Here is a 17,479-nt window from a genome sequence, read left to right as displayed (position 1 = left end):
TCAGAATCAATATCTCTAAACTCATCTGCGATTTGCAGGCTTGTTTCACTACGTTCATTTATCGGAACGTAGTTCTCGCTTTGCTCGAACTGCGTCAATGTACCTAAGTTCATCTGCGTCCCTTGGACTTGATTCACTAAGGTACATAGAAAAAGAGCACACAGTTCACTTCGCTTAGGGCTGCTGGATTCCTCCCCTGACCCGCTTCACGCAGAACTGTTGCTCCGATAGGTATTATATCATAATTTGTGGATTTTGCAAAGGTCCGGTTTTTATTCTTGTGTTTCGGCCTTGGCTGCTAGTTTAGCTTGTTTTTTTCGTTCCCGGCCTTGGCGGAAAAAGGTCTGCATGATGGCTGCACATTCTGCTTCCAAGATTCCTGTTTCTACTTCCACTCGGTGATTGAGACGTTCATCTGTCAAAATGTCATAGAGACTCCCTGCTCCACCGAACTTCTGATTGGTCGCGCCATAGACTACCTGAGGGATCCGGGCCAGTCCAATGGCACCACTACACATGACACAGGGTTCAATGGTCACAAAAAGAGTCGTATCCAGCAAGCGCCAACTCTCTTCGTGCTGATTGGCTTCTTCGATTGCCATTACCTCCGCATGCATGACCGCTCGCTGCAATTCCTCTCGCGCGTTGTGACCACGTCCAATGATCTCACCGTCTTTGACAATGACACAGCCAATCGGGATTTCCTCATGGGCCAAGGCGATTTCTGCCTCTTTTAAAGCCTCTCGCATAAAAGCTTCTTTCTCTTCTAGGGTATAGTCTCTCACTTGTACACTCACTTACTTTTTATGTTCTTGTTCTATTATATGATGAAGCCACAAAAAAAGCCACCAATGGGTGACTTCTTATAGGGAGATATTATGAAAAAAGTTAAGAGTGCTAAACAAAGTTGGGAGGTCTTTGTTTATGGTCTTAGTATATCCCCCAGATCTTAAAGTAATCTTAAGACTCAAAAAAGTTGAGAGAGACTCCCAACTTTTATTGAATTATTTACTTGACCAGACACTTTCAAGGATATTGGTTTGATCACGATCTGGTCCGACTGAGAAGGTTGAAATGCGCACACCAACCAATTCGCCGATCCGGCGGACATAGTTGCGGGCATTTTCTGGAAGCTCATCCAAGTGACGGACACCGGTGATGTCTTCTGACCAGCCTGGCAATTCTTCATAGATCGGTTTGCAACGTTTGAGTTGCTCCAAGCTTGCTGGGTAGTGGTCAATGCGTTCTCCATCCAAGTCGTAAGCCACACAGATTTTCACTGTATCCAAACCTGACAGAACGTCGATGGAGTTCAAGCTGAGGTTGGTAATTCCTGACACACGACGGCTATGGCGCATGACAACTGAGTCAAACCAACCGACACGACGTGGACGACCGGTTGTTGTCCCATACTCATGGCCGACTTCACGGATCCGATCACCCACTTCATCAAAGAGCTCCGTAGGGAATGGGCCATCTCCAACACGGCTGGTATAGGCTTTACATACACCGACAACCTTATCGATCTTACTTGGGCCGACACCTGATCCGATGGTCACCCCACCTGCAACAGGGTTTGAGGAAGTTACAAATGGATAGGTTCCTTGGTCGATATCCAACATAACCCCTTGGGCTCCTTCAAAGAGCACGCGCTTGCCGTTATCCAAAGCATCGTTCAAGATAACAGAAGTATCGGTTACATATTGTTTGATTTGTTGACCATATTCATAGTATTCTTCGAAGATATCGTCAAATGACAAAGCCTCTGCATCATAGAGTTTGGTAAATTGACGGTTCTTTTCTTCCAAATTGATGCGAAGGCGTTCCGCAAAGACGTCACGGTCCAAAAGATCCGCAATCCGAATTCCTACACGTGCAGCCTTGTCCATATAGGCTGGTCCAATCCCTTTGATGGTCGTTCCGATTTTGTTGTCCCCTTTAGACTCTTCTTGGAGACGGTCCAATTCGATGTGGTAAGGAAGTATGACATGGGCACGGTCAGAAATGCGAAGGCTGTCTGTTGATACCCCTTCTTCATGGAGATAAGCCAACTCTTTGACCAATGATTTCGGGTTGACCACCACCCCATTTCCAATCACAGAGATCTTTTCAGGGAAGAAGATACCAGAAGGAATCAAGTGCAACTTGAACTTTTTGCCGTCAATCACGATGGTGTGACCGGCATTGTCCCCACCTTGGTAGCGAGCAATGACTTCTGCATTGGCTGATAGGAAGTCTGTAATCTTCCCTTTTCCTTCATCTCCCCACTGGGTTCCTACAACAACTACTGATGTCATAATTCTTTTTCATATACCATAGATAGGATGCTATCTATGCCTTTCTTCAAACTAAGGGCAGGAGTCTCACCTGCAAGTTTGTCTTACACTCTATTATAAGCAATTTTTGATGTTTTTTCAAGATCCACTCAGCTATCGTTTATTTTTCTCCTTCCTTTTTAAACTAACTTCTCTATGAAACTCGTCTTTTACTTGGAAATTGCTTCTTTCTAGAAATAACGTTCGGAATTTTCTTTTCTTCTTGCCCTTCTTCTGAAACGACTGATTTTCGGAATTCTCCTTGTCCCCACTTTGCTTGATTTGTGCTAAAATAGTAGGTATGGACAAAATTATTAAAACTATCTCAGAAAGCGGCGCTTTTCGTGCCTATGTACTAGACAGTACAGAAACCGTACGAACAGCCCAAGAAAAACATCATACACAAGCTAGCTCCACGGTCGCACTTGGCCGTACCCTCATTGCCAGTCAAATCTTAGCAGCAAACGAGAAAGGAGATACTAAAATTACGGTCAAGGTCCTTGGGACTAGCTCACTCGGAGCCATCATCACCGTGGCAGATACCAAGGGAAATGTTAAGGGCTACGTGCAAAATCCTGGAGTGGATATCAAGAAGACGGCAACTGGTGAAGTCCTGGTGGGACCATTTGTCGGAAACGGAGAATTCCTGGTCATCACTGACTATGGTACGGGAAATCCTTATAACTCCATGACCCCTCTTGTCACCGGTGAAATCGGAGAAGACCTGGCCTTTTATCTGACGGAAAGCCAACAAACACCTTCTGCAGTTGGACTCAATGTCCTGTTGGATGACGAAGACAAGGTCAAGGTGGCTGGTGGTTTCTTGCTCCAGGTTTTGCCAAATGCCAAGGAAGAAGAAATCGCGCGCTTTGAAAAACGCATCCAAGAAATGCCTGCCATCTCCACACTTTTGGAATCTGAAGACCATATTGAAGCTCTTCTTGCCGCTATCTATGGGGATGAACCTTTCAAACGTCTCTCTGAAGAAGAACTTCGCTTCCAGTGCGACTGTAGCCGTGAGCGTTTCTTGAACGCTTTAGCAAGTCTGCCAGCTAGTGATCTAAAAGAGATGAAAGATGAAGATCACGGTGCAGAGATTACCTGCCAATTCTGCCAAACACACTACCACTTTGACGAAAATGACTTGGAGGAACTCATTCGTGACAAATCTTAATACGCCATTTATGATCGGGGATGTCGAAATCCCTAACCGTACCGTCCTAGCCCCAATGGCCGGAGTGACCAACTCAGCTTTCCGGACCATTGCCAAAGAACTGGGGGCAGGGCTCGTTGTGATGGAAATGGTCTCTGACAAGGGAATCCAGTACAACAATGAAAAGACGCTTCACATGCTCCATATCGATGAAGGAGAAAATCCTGTATCGATCCAACTCTTTGGAAGTGACGAAGATAGCCTCGCACGCGCAGCTGAATTTATCCAAGAAAATACCAAGACCGATATCGTTGATATCAACATGGGTTGCCCGGTGAATAAAATCGTCAAGAACGAGGCTGGTGCGATGTGGCTCAAGGATCCAGACAAGATCTACTCCATCATCAATAAGGTTCAATCTGTCCTTGATATCCCCCTCACTGTTAAAATGCGGACGGGTTGGTCGGATCCTTCCCTAGCAGTTGAGAATGCGCTCGCTGCTGAAGCTGCAGGTGTCTCTGCCCTTGCCATGCATGGACGGACTCGGGAGCAAATGTATACGGGTCATGCGGACCTTGAGACCCTTCACAAGGTTGCACAGGCCCTGACCAAGATTCCTTTCATCGCAAATGGAGATATCCGTACGGTTCAAGACGCCAAACAACGGATCGAAGAAGTCGGTGCTGATGCGGTCATGATTGGTCGCGCTGCTATGGGGAATCCTTATCTCTTCAACCAAATCAACCACTACTTTGAAACAGGAGAAATCCTGCCTGATTTGACTTTTGAAGACAAGATGAAGATCGCTTACGAACACTTGAAACGCTTGATCGATCTCAAAGGTGAGCACATTGCCGTTCGTGAATTCCGTGGCCTCGCCCCTCACTACCTCCGTGGTACCTCAGGCGCAGCCAAACTCCGTGGCGCCATCTCGCAAGCTAGCACCCTAGCAGAGATTGAAGAACTCTTACAATTAAAAGCATAGAAACACAAAAAGCGAGAGTGGGACAGAAATCGGTAATTCGTTAGAATTCGATTTCGTCGTCCCACCTCCGCACAGTTGAGTAGGGCTGTAAAAGCTGATGAAATTAGCGTAGTAGAGCCCACTCAACCACTGCGTCTTGCTCGACAATCCAAAAATAATTGAGAGGCTAGGACTTTTGTCCCAGCCTCTGTTTTAGATTAATGACAAAGTCATCTTAGAAACTTTCCTTAGGTGAGTACGGACGTCAGCGAACTTCGAAGAAGTTCCATGACTTAGTTTTGAGCCTAAGGTCTCAAAACTCCCGAGTGCCTGAAACAATCGTGTTTCAGGCACTTTTCTCACGGCGGAAAGTTTCAGTGTGTTTGTGAACGAGCTCTATAGTATATATCAGTTTAATTTTTTAGTATCTTCTAGATTACTTAATATAAAAAAACAATTTGTCTACATTCTAATAGAATCTCACACGGGGGCCTATTTTTATAGATTATCTGTCTGTAATCCGAGTTGTTTGACTCTGGCGGTGTAGTAGGTCATGATCAAAAAGAGGTTCACTGTGATCAGCCAGATGGCCCATTGGTGAATGAAATGCATGAGGATGGCTACACTAATAGCTCCCGCAACAAAGCTTCCAACGACAATCCCGTAATTCATAGCCTGCCTGCGATACTCGTCCAAATCTCCCTTTCCTCGAGTGATTCGGTACAAGGCCGTCAGCATCTTGCGGTAATTTCCGGAAGTCATAAAGATCACATAAGGGTGATTTTCGATGAGGCTCCCTGTAAAGGTCAACATCATCATCCCTGTTCCAAAAGCAATAAAGGGAACTTCTACAGGTGGTATGACAGACACCAAGGGAATCAGGAGTGTCACCACAAACAAAGGAATCAACATCTTGGTCCGCCAAAAGGCTGTCTTGCGATATTCTTTGATATGGAGGGCAACCAGAAAGCCGATCGAGAAAAATAAAATAGATGAAAAACGCATGATGGTATTTTCGACACGGGGATCGTGCCAATCAGCGATGAGAAGCAGGAGGTTCCCAGTTTGAGTCGCGACCAAACTCCGGTAGTGCATGTGGCAAAAAACATCAAGGCCCCCTCCGATAAAACCAAGCAGAGCCCCCATCAGTCGTGTATTTTGTGGTAAAATTATTTTTTCTTCCATAGTCTTGTCTCTTTTGATTTCAATTATGATTATTATACCACTTTGCACACAAGTGGAGCAGGAAAAATCAGAAAAAGTCCTTCCGTTACTAAAAGTAAGGGAGGGCTGGTAGAATGAACCCCGCTCGATCTACTGTTTTAAGCGATAGGTCTTGCGTGGTTTTTTCTTAGGAACCCGCTTGACACCCACTTCTTCCACGAATTCTCCGAATTTTACGAGGAAGTTATTACTAACGATGGGACGTCCAGGATTGATCAGATTGACCAACTCAGTTGCTTCATAAACGGTGAAAGGCTCCTCTAACAGATAGAGGAAGGTTGGATTCCAGTCTAGACGCCCCTGAATCCGCTTGATCGATTCTTGAATGATTTGATAGTGGTCAAAGGCAAAATCAGAAGCAGCTAAGGGTTCTCCATCGAGCAAACACTGGGATTTTTTGAAATCGACATCGAGAAAAACGACTTCCTTGGCATCGTCACCTGCATGGGCTAAGTCTACTGCTTCTGCTGGCAGATAGACCAGATGGGCGATGGTAATGACCCAGCCTCTGGGGTCCCGCCCAGGGGTGGAAACTGTCAGGAGCTGCTCCACCTTATTCACTGGCAGATCGAGCCCAACTTCTTCTTTGACTTCTCGGATACAAGCATGAGTCGCATCTTCATCCTTGTTCACAAAGCCCCCAACTAAGGCTAGGCGGTGTTGATAAGGGTGGGCCTTGCGGCGAATAGCTAAAAGCTTGAGCTGGCCTTCAACAAAACAGTAAGCTACCATGTCCGCTGTGACACTTGGAGTTTCATAAGTCGGCAGGTCTTGCTCCCTGTACCACTTGAGAAAGTCCGCTTCACTAGCGACCGTCTCAAAATACTCTTTCTCCGTCATTCCTGCTGGAATCGAGAGACTTGCCATCTAAACCACCTCCTTCTTGAGGGCTTTGGTCCATTGGTACCAGCCTACTAAACTATTGAGCGTGTAAACCCAGTACATCCCTTGAATGTGAAGACTCTGATCCCACCAGAGATAGATACTAAAGACGTTGGTCGCAATCCAGAAGATCCATTGCTCCCGGTAAAGGCGGGTCATTAGGAGCTGGCCGACCCCGTTGGTCGCATCGGTGATACTATCACGGAAAGGGCGAGCGCTATGGATACTTTGATACGCGAAGCCCATACCGATCCAAATCACAGCACACAAGGCCAAATAGCGCATCCACTCGATTAAGTTCAATTTCTTGGCTTCAAAGTGAGATTCTTCGACCTTACCTTGATCATTGATCCGATTAGAGAGCCAAACATAAAGACCAATCGGTTGCATGATGAAGAAATAAAGTGTTGTCAGAACTTCCCCGTAGAAGTTTTTATTGAGGGCTAAAACAAGGTAGATAGCGGAATTCACTGCTCCAAAGAGGTAGTTACTAGCACGCCCTTCGGCAACCAGGATGACGCAGACAATGCCTGTCCAAGAGGCAAACAGTCCCAGCCAATCATGCTGTCCTGTCCGATTGGTCCATTCTAAGAAGAAGGGAACGCTGGAAAGAAGCAGGAGATAGATCCATTGAAAGGCTGTGCGTCCTACAAAAAGGTCCTTCCATAGAAGTTTCATAATATTGACAAAGCCTTGCTTTTTCGCTTCTTGGTGAACATTTCTAAAGTCTTGGCTAAAAGTTGCGAATTTTTCAGATAGGTTTTTCATAAGCTGCTCCTTAGTCGGCTTGGTAGATGGCATCGATCACCTTCTTGGCTTCTTCGTAGTTGCCGAGGTAGTCTGATGCGAGGAAAGTGGTCGGAATGTTTCCTAGGTATTGCTGGCGCAATTGGTCTAGGTAATTTGAAAAGCTGGTGCGGATGTCTTCGTCAGCCATGGTCATATCTCGGAAACCATCATTGACATAAGAGCCGATCGGCTGTACAAAGAGGATCAAATCCCATTTTTCTTTGGACAGAATACTGACAAAGAGGTTGTCGAAGGTATCGGTCATGCTGGTATCCTGGCCTTCGACTTCCATATAGTAATCGTAGTAACCCTTGGTCACCAGGGAATTAGTATCTGCGATGACAAGGCCTCGATTGGCACTACTATCGATGAGCTTAGAGGTTTGATCATACTGTCCTAAGAGTAGGTAATAGTAATCTTTTGGCGTGAGTTCATCATCCCGCACATTGTTCTTGATCTGGTATTCACGGGCATACTCAAGACTAACAGGTGCATCGTAAAAGCGAGCCAAGTCCTTTGCAAGGGTCGTTTTCCCGTTGCTGGCGCTCCCCATGATCAAGACTTTTTTCGTGAACTGGCGACGGAAGGGCTGGGCGATGTATTTCCAGTATTTGCTTGGATTTTCTCGGATCATGGTAGCAGAGATCCCGAAGCGACGCTCTTCTAAGTGAACTTCAAACCCTCTAGCTTCCAACTCTTCCTTGTAAGCTTTCTCCCCCACATAAAAGATCAACTCTTCTGTCTCTGTTTGATACTGGATGGTATTTAGGGCTGTTTGTAACCAAGGTTCCCAACCCAAGGGATAACGAGGAAGTTCTGTCTCATCTAACTTATAGACTTGGGTCAACTCATCATTTGAGAAGGCTTCGCGGATATAACGGAAGCGTTTTTGTAAGGTCAATCCCACTTCTTCACCACGGTCCCCTTCATAACCAGATACAATGACACGAACGCGATCACACTGACGCTTGGCCCGCTGGATCAGGTCAATATGCCCTTGATGAAGAGGCGCGAAGGTTCCAAACACCAGGGCAATTCTTTCTTTTTTCATACGAACCCCTTTTTTATAATTTTTTATAAATATATTTCTTTATGTTTTTATTATAAACTATATTTTCTATCTGTCAATAGTTTTTTATAAAAAAATATATTTTTCTTCAAACCAACAAAAAAAGATCTGAAAAGAGAAGCTTCTCCTTTCAGATCTTTCGAATTTTATTCACGAGTGAGGGAGTGGCTGACACCGTCTTTCAAAACCGTCACACTAGATACCGAGCCATCTTTTCCAACTACGATATCTAGAGTCGCTGCAGATCCATCGCCTGCTGAGAGATTAGCATGGTAATGACCATCATCCAAGGTATAGTTATAAGCGCTGATACCATAGGCTACGGGTTGGCCCCCAGGAAGTTGGATGGTTACTTGACCGCCTTGGCCAATAGTGACTCCAGTGTCGCGTTTGTCAGACCAATTCCCAGCTGCTGCGGAGAAATCCCCTGCTGCTACAGAATAGACTCCCTTGTATTGGGCATTCTCCGTCGCAGAAGCTTGCTTCTTAGCCTGAGCATGACCGTCTTCTAGACTTGGCAATTTTGCTTTCGCTGGTGTGGCTGGTGTGGCTACTTCTTTTGTTTCTTTTGTTACCGGTGCTGCTGGAGTCGCTGCTTTAGCTGGAGCTGGTGTTTGACTAGCTGCAGCTTGGGTATTTTTGCTACCAACAGTATGACTTTCCTCTGATTTGCTATCAGAGGATGAAGAGGCAATCGGATCCTTGCTAGTGATCACTTTTTTCTTAGAAGAAGAGCTGGTTTGTTTGACTTGACTGGTCTTTGAACTGCTTGCTTCTGTTGCCTTTTCTTCTTTATTCCCACCACAAGCTCCTAGGAAAAGACTAGCTGTAAGAGCTAGCGCTGCTAGGGAAATGATTTTTTTGTTTTTCATAACAGAACCTCTATTTGTAACATTTGTAATATTTTGTAACACTATTGTAACACTGTTATATGAGGCTGTCAATAGTTTCTCAAATATTTTTCTAATTTGAAAGAAGTTTTAAATAAGCTCCTAAACTTTAGCAAAAAAGAGGCTGGAACAAAAGTCCTAGCCTCTCAATTATTTTTGGATTGTCGAGCAAGACGCAGTGGTTGAGTGGGCTCTACTACGCTGACTTCATCAGCTTTTACAGCCCTACTCAACTGTGCGGAGGTGGGACGACGAAATCGAATTCTAACGAATTACCGATTTCTGTCCCACTCTCTTCTCATTATTTATACACTTCTTGATAGAATTCGATCTTGTCTCCTTTTTTAACGGTGGTTTCAGCAGCACCTTTTGGAGCCATTTCGCCATTGATCTTGTACATCCAGTAAAGACCTTTGGCTTCATCTTGGCTGTGACCGTCAATCGAGGTGATCATGCCATTTTTTTCTTCAATCTTGTAGTTGGCTTTGAGCACTTTCATGAGGTTGCTCTCTTCTGCTACTTTCAAGGTTTTTGATTGCGCTTTTTGACCTTCTGGCGTCACGCTAATCGTAATCGAAATTTCGTTTTTCTTGGCAACTTCTGTGCTAGAAGCTGTTGTTTGATGGTTTGTGCTATGAGACGAAGCGCAACTCGCTAAAAGAAGAGCTGCAAGTAAGGTCATCAAGCTAGAAATGGTTTTTTTCAACATAAAATCTCCTAAAGATTTGATAGATAATGGGATAGAAAATGATCGTCGACAGAGCATGGGCAAGGTTAAAACTAAAACCATTGACCAAAGCATAGGTCCACCAAGGAATATGGTATATCAAGGCATAAACACTATCGATCAAGACCCCATAAGCAAAGGACAGTAGGCCCACAAAAAGGATCTGAAGGACAAAGGGCAACCACTTGTAACTGATGCGCCAAATGAGCATCAAACAGCCAAAGGCGACAATCTGAAAGAACACAATCAGGCTCATCCCCAGGAAAAAGACGGAGACAAACATGGTGATCATCATCACAAGAAAAGCAAAGCTATACCCTTCAAATATCACCAAGAGAAAAAAGATGGCAGAAATAGGTTGGACATTTGGGAAAGGGGCAAAAGCCTGACGTAGAGCGACACAAAGGGCCGCCAAAAGCGAAATACGGGTTAATCGCTGAAGCGTCATGACATCCTCCTAGACAATCTCAAACTTGATCGTTCCGGCTGTCGTTCCAACCTTGATCGTTTGTCCTTCTTGGGCTTGGCCTTTCAGCAATAGCTCTGCTAGTTGATCTTCCACTTCGGTCTGCAAGACACGACGCAGTGGGCGAGCTCCCATTTCTGGATCGTAGCCTTTGGTTGCTAGCAACTTGAGCGCTGAAGGCTGGAATTTGAGGGTCATACCTTGTTCGGCCAAGGTCGCGATGAGCGGTTTGACCATGACTTTCACCACCTGCTGCATGTCCTCGCTGGATAGGCTATGGAATACCACCTTTTCATCAATCCGGTTGATAAACTCTGGACGATAGGTCTTCTTCAACTCTTCAAACATGCGTTTTTCCATATTAGCTTGATCAAAGCGGATATCTTTGGCACCAAAGCCAACTGTCTTATCATCCCGAAGGGCTGTTGCTCCCAGGTTTGAGGTCATGATGATAATGGTATTGGAGAAGTCAATCTTCCGGCCTTTACTATCGGTTAAGACTCCGTCATCCAAGACTTGCAAAAGGACATTGAAAATATCTGGATGGGCTTTTTCCACCTCATCAAATAAGAGGACCGAATACGGTTTGTTGCGGACTTTCTCGGTCAACTCGCCTCCTTCTTCGTAGCCCACATAGCCTGGAGGGGCACCGTTGAGGCGGCTCGCTGCGAATTTTTCCATATACTCACTCATATCAAAACGGATGAGGGCCGATTCATCATCAAACAGAACTTCCGCCAAAGCTTTGGCTAGCTCTGTTTTTCCGACACCGGTAGGTCCTAAGAACATGAAAGAACCGATCGGACGCTTGTTGCTACGGATCCCCGATTGATTGCGTCGAATAGCCCGACTGATACTCGAAACGGCTTGGTCTTGACCAATCACGCGCTTATGCAATTCTGCTTCTAAGTTTAGGTACTTCTTGGCATCGGTTTGGGTCAGTTTTTGAGTTGGAATACCGGATAATTGGCTCAAGGTCACCAAGACATCTTGGTCAGTGACTTCTTTTTTGTAGACAATGGGAGCGGCCTCTACTTCTAAGAGCTGGGCTGCTTTCTTCCACTTGCCATCCATCAAGGCCCGATCCAAGGCGGTCAACTCTTCTTTTACGTGACCGTTGGAATCGCGGTTTTGTACGGTAGCTGCCGCTTCATCCAAGAGATCAATGGCTGAATCTGGCAATTGACGACTAGTCAAATAGCGGTGGGCATATTTGACAGCTGTTTCGATCGCTTCATCGGTAATGGTCACATGATGGTGGTCCTGATAAGTCTCTTTCAAGCCTTGGAGAATTTGGATGCTATCTGCAACACTTGGCTCTTCAATGGTGACTTTCGCAAAACGCCGAGAGAGGGCTGCATCTTTTTCGATATGCTTTTGGTACTCATCTTGGGTCGTTGCCCCAACTGTACGCAAGGTTCCCCGTGCCAGGGCTGGTTTTAGAATATTGGCTGCGTCTAAGGTCGAATCAATACCGGATCCTGACCCCATAATAGTATGCAGTTCATCGATAAAGAGAATCACGTGACCGTCTTCTTCGATGTCCTGGATGATATTGTTCATCCGTTCTTCGAAGTCCCCACGGAAGCGCGTCCCAGCAACGACATTCATGAGATCCAATTCCAGAACACGCATCTGCGCGATTTCAGCTGGTACATTGCCACTAGCGACACGCTGGGCCAGACCTAAGGCAAGGGCTGTTTTTCCGACCCCTGCTTCTCCCACCAATACAGGATTGTTCTTCGTCTTGCGGCTGAGGATTTGGATCATGCGTGAAATCTCTGCATCCCGACCAATCACAGGCTCAAGCTGGCCTGCACGCGCCATTTCTGTCAAATCACGGGTATAATCTTCAAGACCTCCACTGGTGCTTGGGGGCATGCCCATCATATTTCCCATGGTTTGGCGGTTAGGGTTTTGGGCGCGATAGAGACTCCGAATGGCTTTGATATCATTCTTGTCCCAGCCTGCCTTGTCCTCAAGATTCTTTCGAAGAGAGGCAATAGGAACTCCCTTGTCTTGCTCTGTAAAGGCAAAGCCGGCAAACTCCATGACTTGGCTCGCTAAGGTCCCACGGTCTGCTAGAAGAGAGAGGAGCACATGCTCTGTTCCCAAGGTCTTGGCATGAAGGACCTGGGCAATCTCTCTTGCGTGCTTCATAATGGCTTCCATCCGATAAGAAAATGGGAAGATTTCATACCGATTGTCGCTTTGAAAAGCTTGGCCTGTAATATGCTCCGCCGCATCCTGAAACTCATCGATCTGCATAGGATAATCGTTCAGTACAGAACCTGCCACGCTATAGGGATTATTGGCCATAGCCGTCAGGAGATGCCAAGTATCTAAGGTATGCCCCTGATAGTGGCCTGCTAGTATTTGGGCCGCTTCTATACTTTCTAACAGTGCTGTTGAATAGTTCATCTAGTCGGTATTTCCTTTTCTATCTACTTGTTGAATGATTTTTTTCAGCATCGTTGCTCGTAGGATGAGAGCATCTCGACCTAGGACCTCATCGGAGGTCGTCGCAAGCAAGAGCTGAGCCTCACGTTTTGTCAATAATTTTTCTTCATAGAGCATCTGGAGGATATCATTGAAGACCTGCTGGCTGATGGTCTCTCCAATATTGGCTGCCAAGTCTTGGAGCATCTGATGGTGATCTGAAAACTGGACCTTGCCAATGCGGATATAGCCCCCACCACCGCGCTTGCTCTCTACAATATAGCCTCGGCTCTCGGTAAAGCGGGTCTTAATGACATAGTTAATCTGACTGGGTACGACCTGAAAGACATCGGCTAACTCACTTCTTTTGAGCTCTGCCATGCCAGCTTGAGCCAGCAAGGCCTTGATATAAGCTTCAATGCTATCAGATGTGTTCTTATTTGCCATGATGCTCCTTTCTGGCTTGTTTTTTTCTAGATGGATGCTCTGCTCTTTGGCCCATAAAAAATGGCCTTGGAGTGTTCCTTCTCATCATTGACCTTATTTGACTATTATACAATTTTTACGGCTGTAAATAAAGCAAAGACTCTATGGAAATAGGAATCTCTTAAGGAAAGGAGAAAAACAAAAGAGAGTGGGACAGAAATCGGTAATTCGTTAGAATTCGATTTCGTCGTCCCACCTCCGCACAGTTGAGTAGGGCTGTAAAAGCTGATGAAATCAGCGTAGTAGAGCCCACTCAACCACTGCGTCTTGCTCGACAATCCAAAAATAATTGAGAGGCTAGGACTTTTGTCCCAGCCTCTTATGCGAATAAGGAGCTACTCTTTGCGACGAGCAAATTTCGCGCCTCCGCCCAAGAATCCTAGACCAAGAAGGCCTAACCAAGCAAACAATCCACTTTCTTTTGTACCGGTTTGAGGAAGTTTTCCTTCCGATTGTAGAGAAGGACTTTTAACCACTTCTTTTTCCGGATGGTCTGAAGTCGAAACAGAAACTGCTTCTGGAGTTTTCGGTTGCAAGAGAACATGTCTTCCTTTTTCTTTTTTGTCTTCAGCTTGAGAAAGAGTTGCAACTTCTGGTTGCACCTTACTTGGAGTGACAGGAGTGGTTGGAGTCGGCATATCAGCTATCAACGGACTTTCTTCCGCTTCCTTCGTCCCGACTTCTGTGATCTGGTCCTGGGCCTCCACTTCGACAAAGGCATCGACTTCTGTCCGAATTTCTTTGCCTTCTTCTTGTCGAACCTCGATCAATTTCAATCGGCGTCCGACCTTCCCTGCTTGAAGGATCCGGCTTTCGCCCTTGGCCAAGTCCTTGTTCTCACGTGTTTGACTCTCAAATGGAATCTCCTCCGCTTCGATGAGAAGTTCTGGTTTTTCAAGAATCAAATCCCGAACACCTTCGTCTGGGCGTGTCTGCGTCAGCGGTTCATAATTGCGAGCATCTTCTAAGATGGTTTCAAGGGCTTCGACTTGATTGGCTGCAGCAACCAAATCTGGGCGCTCTTGATCCAACAACTGAGTCAAGTCCGTCAATTGTCCTTGAACCGTCGGTTTGAGGTCTGCTTTCAAGCGCTCGAGAGAAGTAGCCTTGATCTTTTCTACTCCTTCTCTGATGATCTGTTGCAACTCTTCTTGACTGAGCAACTGACTATCTTTCCCTGAGAGGACAAATCGGTCTACCTGGATAGCTCTGGACGACTGAGGATCATTGAGGGCTGGATCCAGATGCAGGCGTAGCTGATGGTAGCCTTTTGCTAGACCTTGCAGATTGACCAAACTCTGGTCGAGCTTGCGTTGGTCTCCGTAGCCACTGAAATAATGATCGCCTTCGATCTCATAATCATGGCCCCGACCTTCTTCGAAGGCCATTTCTTTTCCATCCAGGGTGACGCTGTAGAGCCCATGACTTGGATCAACCACTCCTCGAACCTCCACACCTGTGCCCTTAAAGGTAATGGTCACTTCAATGTGTTTCTTGCCTTCCTCATCGGTCACTTGGTTAAAGCTAGACCAAGATTCTGTGCCATTTGAGAAGTTTGGATTGTCTGTCTCGTGCTGCCAACCCTCACTGTAATGCAGTTTTGGATCTTGGTCATCTACTTCTTTGCGATTTTCTGGAAGCAGGTCCTCGTTCATCACTTGGACTGTCAGTTCTGGAATAAAGCCGACCAGACTTCCTTGATCCGGATGCAACAATTTGACCTTAAAGTCATAGACATCGGTTGCTTTTCCTGCAAAATCAAGAGTTGGAACTTGGACTGTTTTTTCCGTCTCTCCATCCGCGAACTCAAGGGTGACATTGGTATCTTTGTAGACCTTACCATGAACCCCTGTTCCTGGTTCTGTGATCAATTTGAGACTGGCACTTCCTTTAGAGCCACCTTTTCTCTTGACGACGACTTGCGCTGGGTCGCCTTTCTTAACAGCTAGGGTTGGCTGAGCAAACTCAAAGAGACCCTTTTCTTGGTTATTGAGAGCATAAATCCCTTCCGTTGCGATCGCATCTCCCTTGCTATTGACCAAGGTCAAGGTGTGGGATCCTGCTGCCAAGTCCGGTGTTTCATAGACCTTTTGGCTGCGTTTGCGGCTTGGGCTTTGGGTATTGACGGTCGCTAGTTTTTGGCCATCGACATAGACATCCATTTCCCCATGACCAGGGTCGACAGTTGCGACCACATAGGCCTTGGTGCCTTCAAACTGATAGGTCACTGAAGCTCCTTTTTCTTTGGTCCACATAGAGGTGCCTCGGACGCCTTCTCCCTCTTCATTCCATTGGCTATTGGCCCGGTCAGCTGTCCGGTCAGAATGATAAGTCAAACCAAGCGGATAGCCATCGGTTTCTTCGATGCTAGCTGGGGTCTTATAGACAGAGACACCGTTCAAGATTGGAGTGGCTTGGGCATCGGTGATGGACACCCGGATATAGCGACTATCAACTGGTTGCCCTTTGATCAAACGGCGGTATCCTACGGTTGAACCAGCTCCAAAAGGAACCCATTGACCATTTACTGCCACATCGATGGTAAAGCCAGAAATCCGTTGGCCTTTCTCGATGGTTTCCTTGAGCTCGACCACATCAAAGTGTTGCTCTTTTCCAAGATCGAGAACAAAAGATCCGGTCTTGGCATCATCTGCAGGTGCCCAACTGGTCTTTTCATCGCCATCTGTCAAATGGCTGGCCTTGTAGAGCGGATTGCGTCGTGTCGAGTCAGCTTCTACCAAAGCTCCTGCCGCATAGTTCACACTGTAGAGTTGGTCCAAGGTCTGACGGAATTCTTTCAAACGGGCCACATCGGCATCCGCAAATTTTCCGTCTTGGTTGGGTGGAATATTGAGCAAGAGCGGGGTGCCACGGCCGACCGATTTGAAGTATATGTCCATCAATTCGCGCAAGGACTTAGGTTCTTGATTGTCATGGTAGAACCAGCCGGAGCGAATAGAGACATCGGCTTCTCCCACTGAGTATTGCTTCCCTTCCGGATCCCCGTGATTGAGGTAGCTATTCGATGGATTGTTGCGGATCTTATCTGGATTAACCTTTTGCCAAACCGGATCTCCGGCAATCCCCTTTTCATTTCCAATCCAACGAACATTGGTCGGCTCAGCTGAGAAGATGGCAATATCCCCATGGGCCTTGCGAATGGCTTCAAACCACTTGTCGAAGGTATAGGTGACTTTTTGAGCCCCATCGCCACGCGCTCCATCCATCCAGACTTCTACAAACTTGCCCTTGTTCCCATATTTTGGATCTTCAAGGATTTCCTTAAGTTGGTTGAGATAGTATTCATTGTATTGGTCCTCTGTATCCACATGGTAGAGCGGACTGTGAGCATCCCAAGGTGAGAGGTAGACCCCCATGTCCATGTCATACTTGCTGGCAGAAGCAGAAACCTCGGCTAGGACATCACCTTTTCCATCCTTCCAACCACTTTTAGCAATGGTATGGTCGGTGTATTTAGAAGGGTACAAGAGGAAGCCATCGTGGTGCTTGACGACCATGATCGTCCGCTTAAAGCCTGCATCCTTCAGGGTTTTGATCCACTGATCGGTATCCAGATGCTCTGGATAGAAATAATAAGGGTCTTCTTCCCCATCTCCCCACTCACGATCGTAGTAAGTATTCATCCCAAAGTGGATGAAAGCCGCTAGTTCTTCGCGGTGGTATTGCATCTGAGCCTTACTTGGAAGCGGTCCGTAATCTTCAATCTCAGTCTCCTCATCTAGAGAAGTGGCTGGTTGAGTGGCTTCTGTCCCTTGGCTGGCTGTGCGATTTTCTTTCTCGCTAGTAGCTACTGAGGCATGCTCTGATTCTTCTTGGTGCTCGTTCACAGTTTTCTCCTCCTTTCCTTGGTGATCGACATCGCTCGTTTCAACCCGTTCTTCGCGAGTTTCACTCCTCTCAGCTTGTTCCTCTGCGTAACTAGTAGTCACTCCTAAAAAACAAGTCGCTACGACTACCGAGCAGACGCCTACTGAGAGTTTACGAATGCCAAATCGATTTCTCTGATCAACTAATCTTTTTCCCATATTCTATTCCTTTATGTCACCAGGTAAAG

At 46.3% G+C, this 17,479-nt stretch carries 14 protein-coding genes and 1 other RNA gene; 2 read left to right on the top strand and 13 right to left on the bottom strand.

Features of this window, described 5'->3' with window-relative positions:
* Positions 1-145 precede the first annotated feature (145 nt).
* From ffs to SM123_RS01505, 3 genes are all read right to left on the bottom strand, one after another.
* An RNA gene (gene ffs, locus SM123_RS01515) (signal recognition particle sRNA small type) lies at positions 146-231 on the bottom strand.
* A gap of 41 nt (positions 232-272) precedes the next feature.
* Positions 273-785, bottom strand: a complete 513-nt coding sequence (gene tadA, locus SM123_RS01510; RefSeq protein WP_049474207.1) for a tRNA adenosine(34) deaminase TadA — start codon at positions 783-785, stop codon at positions 273-275.
* Between the two features lie 219 nt (positions 786-1,004).
* On the bottom strand, positions 1,005-2,297 hold the full coding sequence (locus SM123_RS01505; RefSeq protein WP_070665062.1) for an adenylosuccinate synthase: 1,293 nt from the start codon (positions 2,295-2,297) through the stop codon (positions 1,005-1,007).
* Positions 2,298-2,616: 319 nt separating this feature from the next.
* Here SM123_RS01505 and hslO point away from each other — a divergent pair, with 319 nt between their 5' ends.
* Positions 2,617-3,489, top strand: coding sequence for an Hsp33 family molecular chaperone HslO (hslO, locus tag SM123_RS01500; protein WP_014714025.1), 873 nt, complete (start codon positions 2,617-2,619; stop codon positions 3,487-3,489).
* On the top strand, positions 3,476-4,453 hold the full coding sequence (dusB, locus tag SM123_RS01495) for a tRNA dihydrouridine synthase DusB (protein ID WP_003012894.1): 978 nt from the start codon (positions 3,476-3,478) through the stop codon (positions 4,451-4,453). The genes hslO and dusB overlap by 14 nt, the downstream gene beginning before the upstream one ends.
* Before the next feature lie 477 nt (positions 4,454-4,930).
* Here dusB and SM123_RS01490 read toward each other — a convergent pair whose 3' ends face one another.
* The 10 genes from SM123_RS01490 to SM123_RS01445 form a co-directional block, all read right to left on the bottom strand.
* Positions 4,931-5,617, bottom strand: a complete 687-nt coding sequence (locus SM123_RS01490) for a YoaK family protein (RefSeq protein WP_003015113.1) — start codon at positions 5,615-5,617, stop codon at positions 4,931-4,933.
* Positions 5,618-5,746: 129 nt separating this feature from the next.
* Positions 5,747-6,523, bottom strand: a complete 777-nt coding sequence (locus SM123_RS01485) for an NUDIX hydrolase (RefSeq protein WP_320909663.1) — start codon at positions 6,521-6,523, stop codon at positions 5,747-5,749.
* Positions 6,524-7,306, bottom strand: a complete 783-nt coding sequence (gene pnuC, locus SM123_RS01480) for a nicotinamide riboside transporter PnuC (RefSeq protein ID WP_320909662.1) — start codon at positions 7,304-7,306, stop codon at positions 6,524-6,526.
* A 10-nt stretch (positions 7,307-7,316) separates the two neighbouring features.
* Entirely contained in the window at positions 7,317-8,378 is a 1,062-nt protein-coding gene (locus SM123_RS01475; RefSeq protein ID WP_320909661.1) for an AAA family ATPase, read from the bottom strand.
* A gap of 164 nt (positions 8,379-8,542) precedes the next feature.
* A complete protein-coding gene (locus tag SM123_RS01470; protein ID WP_320909660.1) occupies positions 8,543-9,268 on the bottom strand; it encodes a hypothetical protein in 726 nt (241 codons plus the stop codon).
* A 319-nt stretch (positions 9,269-9,587) separates the two neighbouring features.
* The gene (locus SM123_RS01465; RefSeq protein ID WP_070587783.1) at positions 9,588-9,995 is read right to left on the bottom strand and encodes a DUF4430 domain-containing protein; all 408 of its coding nucleotides are present in this window, start codon (positions 9,993-9,995) and stop codon (positions 9,588-9,590) included.
* Entirely contained in the window at positions 9,973-10,461 is a 489-nt protein-coding gene (locus SM123_RS01460; RefSeq protein ID WP_118096111.1) for an ECF transporter S component, read from the bottom strand. The genes SM123_RS01465 and SM123_RS01460 overlap by 23 nt, the downstream gene beginning before the upstream one ends.
* Before the next feature lie 9 nt (positions 10,462-10,470).
* Positions 10,471-12,900, bottom strand: a complete 2,430-nt coding sequence (locus tag SM123_RS01455; protein WP_049485777.1) for an ATP-dependent Clp protease ATP-binding subunit — start codon at positions 12,898-12,900, stop codon at positions 10,471-10,473.
* On the bottom strand, positions 12,901-13,365 hold the full coding sequence (locus SM123_RS01450) for a CtsR family transcriptional regulator (RefSeq protein ID WP_003002068.1): 465 nt from the start codon (positions 13,363-13,365) through the stop codon (positions 12,901-12,903).
* 374 nt (positions 13,366-13,739) lie between these two features.
* The gene (locus SM123_RS01445) at positions 13,740-17,450 is read right to left on the bottom strand and encodes an alpha-L-fucosidase (protein WP_320909659.1); all 3,711 of its coding nucleotides are present in this window, start codon (positions 17,448-17,450) and stop codon (positions 13,740-13,742) included.
* Positions 17,451-17,479 lie beyond the last annotated feature (29 nt).

Source organism: Streptococcus sp. S5 (assembly GCF_034134805.1).
In the GTDB taxonomy this organism is placed as follows: domain Bacteria; phylum Bacillota; class Bacilli; order Lactobacillales; family Streptococcaceae; genus Streptococcus; species Streptococcus lingualis.
This window is presented reverse-complemented; position numbering and strand designations above follow the sequence as displayed.

What these genes read in the sequence shown, in the direction of transcription:
- SM123_RS01450 (WP_003002068.1), bottom strand. Translation starts at nt 13,365, where the DNA reads ATGGCAAATAAGAACACATCTGATAGCATTGAAGCTTATATCAAGGCC.
- SM123_RS01445 (WP_320909659.1), bottom strand. Translation starts at nt 17,450, where the DNA reads ATGGGAAAAAGATTAGTTGATCAGAGAAATCGATTTGGCATTCGTAAA.
- pnuC (WP_320909662.1), bottom strand. Translation starts at nt 7,306, where the DNA reads ATGAAAAACCTATCTGAAAAATTCGCAACTTTTAGCCAAGACTTTAGA.
- hslO (WP_014714025.1), top strand. Translation starts at nt 2,617, where the DNA reads ATGGACAAAATTATTAAAACTATCTCAGAAAGCGGCGCTTTTCGTGCC.
- SM123_RS01505 (WP_070665062.1), bottom strand. Translation starts at nt 2,297, where the DNA reads ATGACATCAGTAGTTGTTGTAGGAACCCAGTGGGGAGATGAAGGAAAA.
- SM123_RS01475 (WP_320909661.1), bottom strand. Translation starts at nt 8,378, where the DNA reads ATGAAAAAAGAAAGAATTGCCCTGGTGTTTGGAACCTTCGCGCCTCTT.
- SM123_RS01490 (WP_003015113.1), bottom strand. Translation starts at nt 5,617, where the DNA reads ATGGAAGAAAAAATAATTTTACCACAAAATACACGACTGATGGGGGCT.
- SM123_RS01470 (WP_320909660.1), bottom strand. Translation starts at nt 9,268, where the DNA reads ATGAAAAACAAAAAAATCATTTCCCTAGCAGCGCTAGCTCTTACAGCT.
- SM123_RS01485 (WP_320909663.1), bottom strand. Translation starts at nt 6,523, where the DNA reads ATGGCAAGTCTCTCGATTCCAGCAGGAATGACGGAGAAAGAGTATTTT.
- SM123_RS01455 (WP_049485777.1), bottom strand. Translation starts at nt 12,900, where the DNA reads ATGAACTATTCAACAGCACTGTTAGAAAGTATAGAAGCGGCCCAAATA.
- SM123_RS01460 (WP_118096111.1), bottom strand. Translation starts at nt 10,461, where the DNA reads ATGACGCTTCAGCGATTAACCCGTATTTCGCTTTTGGCGGCCCTTTGT.
- SM123_RS01465 (WP_070587783.1), bottom strand. Translation starts at nt 9,995, where the DNA reads ATGTTGAAAAAAACCATTTCTAGCTTGATGACCTTACTTGCAGCTCTT.